Annotated in this window: 5 protein-coding genes; 4 read left to right on the forward strand and 1 reads right to left on the reverse strand. The window is 72.6% G+C overall.

Going from position 1 to position 3,704, the window contains the following annotated elements; translation table 11 throughout:
* Positions 1-459 (forward strand): exodeoxyribonuclease VII large subunit (locus FV229_RS25890; RefSeq protein WP_348644206.1); only part of this gene is annotated, 459 nt, incomplete at its 5' end.
* A 31-nt stretch (positions 460-490) separates the two neighbouring features.
* Here FV229_RS25890 and FV229_RS25895 read toward each other — a convergent pair.
* Positions 491-1,240 carry a GNAT family N-acetyltransferase gene (locus FV229_RS25895; RefSeq protein ID WP_147754671.1) on the reverse strand — a complete coding sequence of 250 codons (750 nt, stop codon included), beginning with the start codon at positions 1,238-1,240 and terminating at the stop codon, positions 491-493.
* 156 nt (positions 1,241-1,396) lie between these two features.
* Between FV229_RS25895 and FV229_RS25900 the strand changes: the two genes are divergently transcribed.
* The 3 genes from FV229_RS25900 to FV229_RS25910 all read left to right on the forward strand — a co-directional run bounded on the left by FV229_RS25900 (position 1,397) and on the right by FV229_RS25910 (position 3,485).
* On the forward strand, positions 1,397-2,011 hold the full coding sequence (locus FV229_RS25900; protein ID WP_147754672.1) for a PAS domain-containing protein: 615 nt from the start codon (positions 1,397-1,399) through the stop codon (positions 2,009-2,011).
* Positions 2,012-2,116: 105 nt separating this feature from the next.
* Positions 2,117-2,344 (forward strand): DUF4170 domain-containing protein, encoded by a 228-nt coding sequence (locus FV229_RS25905; protein ID WP_147754673.1) that lies wholly within the window; start codon positions 2,117-2,119, stop codon positions 2,342-2,344.
* A 196-nt stretch (positions 2,345-2,540) separates the two neighbouring features.
* Positions 2,541-3,485, forward strand: coding sequence for a ribose-phosphate pyrophosphokinase (locus FV229_RS25910; RefSeq protein WP_147754674.1), 945 nt, complete (start codon positions 2,541-2,543; stop codon positions 3,483-3,485).
* Positions 3,486-3,704 lie beyond the last annotated feature (219 nt).

Consider the following 3,704-nt stretch of genomic DNA (forward strand, 5'->3'; position numbering starts at 1 on the left):
ACCCTGCGCCGGGCCGAGACCGAGGCGGCGCGCGCGCGCGAGCGGCTGGCGGCCTCGCATGGGCGGATGATCCACGCGGCGGCCGGGCTGATCGAGCGCCGCCGCGCCCGGCTCGACCGGGCCGGCGACCTCCTCGGCAGCCTCGGCTATCGCGCCGTGCTCGCCCGCGGCTACGTGCTGGTCCGCGACGGCGCAGGCGCTGCGCTCCGCTCCGGCCGCGGGTTGCCGGCCGGCTCGCCCCTGAGCCTCGAATTCGCCGACGGGTTCGTGTCCGCCCGCACCGAGGCGGATGCGGGCGCTCCCGCGCCCGAGGGGGCGCCCTCGGCGAAGCGAGGCCCCGCCCCGGCGAAGCAAGGCGCCGCCCCGGCGAAGAAGCGCGCGCCGCGCCGGGCGAAGGCCGCACCCGAGGTCGAGCCGCCCGCGCCCGCCGCCGCGCAAGGCTCGCTGTTCGAGGCCTGAGCCCGGTCCGGCGACCCTGGAGGCCGCCGGCTCAACCCTGGCGGCGGTAGTGGTAGCGCAGCAGCTCGGTGCGGAACCCGAGGCCGCGGTAGAGCGACAGGGCGGCCGCGTTCTCGGCCACCACCTGGAGGCAGGCGCCAGTGGCCCCGTTGGCGCGGGCCCAGCGCATCAGCGCGCTGACCGTGCGACGGGCATGGCCGCGCCCCCGCAGCTGCGGGGGCGTCGCCACGGATTCGATCACCGCGAGCGACCCGTCGAGGACGGCGTAGCCCATCGATGCGGTCTCCTCCGCAAGGTCCAGGGCGGCGAAGGCGCGGGGACCGCGCAAGTCTCTCGTCATCGCGGCGTAGATCGCGGCGGCCTGCGCGTCGGCGCCGGCAAGCCGGGTCCGCAGCGCGAGCCAGTCGCCATCGGCTGCCGGCATCAGCCGCACGCCTGAGTCGAGCCCGTCCGGCATCCCGTCGAGGGCGGCGAACAGGGTCGACGCGTGGCCCTCCGCGCCGTAGCCGCGCGCCGCCAGGGGTTCGTCGAGCTCCGGGGCGAGGCTCACCACGCGGACGATCGCCGGCTGGCCGAGCGCCGCGTACGCACGCTCGCAGGCCGCGATCGCCGCGTCGGCCGGGCCGCGCGGTCCGGGGGTCGGGTTGAGCGAGTTCGTCCGCCGGGTCGGCCCGCCCGAGGCGCGCAGCAGCCACCCGTCCAGGAGGTGTTGACGCGACGCCGGGCATGCGACCAGGCAGGCCGCCTCCGCTCTCCAGGCGAGGTCGTCGTGCTGAGACATGGACCGTCCGCGGGTTCTACGGCCGGCGGGTCGTAGCACGGCGGTAGACCGATCCGAACCGCAAGACTTGCGCGATCGGTTGTATCGTTTGAGTTGGACTCGTATACAAATTGTTGCTCAAGGTTTCTGAAGAGCGGGAAGCATACTGGTAGGCCGATGAAGTTCGACGGCATCGACGATCGAGGGCAGGCGGTGGGGGACCTGCACGCCGCCCTCCAGGCGTCGGGCGTCGTCGGCACCTGGGACTGGAACCCGGTCTCGCAGCGCGTGCGCTACGATCCCGGCGCCGCCGAGCTGCTGGCGGGGGACGCCGCGCTGGCCGGCCGCGACCTCGAGTTCGCCGACGCCGTGGCCGGCATCCATCCCGACGACGTCCCCTGGATGACGCAGGAGGTGGAGCGCGCCATGCAGGCCGGCGGCCTGATGCTGGCGGAGTACCGGGCTGGGATGCTCTCCGGGCAGACGCGCTGGCTCCTGTGCCGCGGCCGGATCTTCCACGATCCGCGCGGGCGCCCCGTGCGCAGCACCGGCATCCTGATCGACATCACCGAGGTCCGGACCATGGACGCCGGCTCCGTCGCGCCCCCGTCGATCGGCGAGCCGGAGGCGCCGCTGGTGCGTGCCGCCGACCTCTGCATCGCGTTGCACGGGGTTGTCGGCGAGAGCGGATCCGAAGCGCTTCGCGGGATGACCGAGCGCCTGCTGCTTCAGATCGGCCGCGAGATCGCCCGGGCCGAGCGCGCGGCCGTGCCGCCGACCGCGCTGCATTGAGGGCCGGGGCCGCGCGGGCTTGACGGCGGCCGCGGGGTTGGCGATGCCGCGTCTTGCGGCACGCGTCCTGCCTGTGGGGCGGCGTGCCGCGACCAGGAGAGACCCGTGACCACCACGATCGCCAGCGAACAGCTGCTGCACCTCGTCTTCGGCGGCGAGCTGGAGGACATCGACGGGCTCCGGTTCAAGGATCTGGCCGGCCTCGACATCGTCGGCATCTTCCCCGACTACGCCTCGGCCAAGGTCGCGTGGCGCGCCAAGGCCCAGGCCACGGTCGACAGCGCGCAGACCCGCTACTTCGTCGTCCACCTCCACCGCCTGCTCGAGCCGTAGGCGTCCGCCTGTGCAGGGGGCTGTGCAGCGGGGCGTGCAGGGGGCTGTGCAGCGGGCGGACGCGGCCATTGTGACGGTTCGACCGCACTGGTAAGAGCCCGACCGACGCGGATGCCGGCGGGCCTGTCGATCGGCCGGCCGTTCCAGTCTTCAGGACGTGTCTCGGCCCGAGACCCCAGATGTTGAGCCCGCAGGCATGAAGTCTTCGATCAAGATCATCGCCGGCAATGCCAGCCGGCCCTTGGCGGAGGACATCGCCGGCTACCTCGAACTGCCGCTCGCCAAGTGCATGGTCCGGCGCTTCGCCGACATGGAGATCTTCGTCGAGATCCAGGAGAACGTGCGCGGCGAGGACGTGTTCATCGTCCAGTCGACCTCGTATCCGGCCAACGACCACCTGATGGAGCTGCTGATCATGATCGACGCCGCGCGTCGGTCCTCGGCGCGGCGCATCACGGCGGTGATCCCGTATTTCGGCTACGCCCGGCAGGACCGGCGCACCTCGGGCCGCACCCCGATCTCGGCCAAGCTCGTCTGCAACCTCATCACCGAGGCCGGCGCCGACCGCGTGCTGACGCTGGACCTTCATGCCGGCCAGATACAGGGCTTCTTCGACATTCCCACCGACAACCTGTTCGCCGCGCCCGTGATGGTGCGCGACATCAAGGAGCGGCTGACCTCCACCGACCGCATGGTGGTCTCGCCCGACGTCGGCGGCGTGGTCCGGGCGCGTGCGGTCGCCAAGCGCATCGACGCGTCGCTGGCCATCGTCGACAAGCGCCGCGAGCGCGCCGGCGAATCCGAGGTGATGAACATCATCGGTGACGTGGAAGGCCGCTCCTGCATCCTCGTCGACGACATCGTCGATTCCGGCGGCACGCTCGTCAACGCGGCCGAGGCCCTGCTCAACGCCGGCGCCAAGGAGGTCTCGGCCTACATCACCCACGGGGTGCTCTCGGGCGGCGCGGTCTCGCGCATCGCCGCCTCGCGGATGAAGGAGCTGGTGATCACCGACTCGATCCAGCCGACCCAGGCCGTCAAGCTCGCCCGCAACATCCGCGTGGCGACGATCGCCCCGCTCCTGGGCGAGGCCATCGGCCGGACGGCGACGGAAGCCAGCGTGTCGAGCCTGTTCGACTGAGCGTCTTGGCCCGTCCAGGGCATCCGAACACAGCGTCCTGAAAAACCGCTCCGTCATTCCGGGGCTGCGCAGCAGAGCCCGGAATCCAGAGCCGCCGCGGGCTCCGAGGTGGAGCGTCCCGGCCCTTCGAGCCCGCGCGGCGCGTCTGGATTCCGGGCTCGCCTTCGGCGCCCCGGAATGACGGGGTTTGGGCTGTCCGGCGCAGCCCCCTACCCGTCC

This window comes from Methylobacterium sp. WL120 (assembly GCF_008039465.1).
GTDB lineage: Bacteria > Pseudomonadota > Alphaproteobacteria > Rhizobiales > Beijerinckiaceae > Methylobacterium > Methylobacterium cerastii.

What these genes read in the sequence shown, in the direction of transcription:
- FV229_RS25895 (WP_147754671.1), bottom strand. Translation starts at nt 1,240, where the DNA reads ATGTCTCAGCACGACGACCTCGCCTGGAGAGCGGAGGCGGCCTGCCTG.
- FV229_RS25910 (WP_147754674.1), top strand. Translation starts at nt 2,541, where the DNA reads ATGAAGTCTTCGATCAAGATCATCGCCGGCAATGCCAGCCGGCCCTTG.
- FV229_RS25900 (WP_147754672.1), top strand. Translation starts at nt 1,397, where the DNA reads ATGAAGTTCGACGGCATCGACGATCGAGGGCAGGCGGTGGGGGACCTG.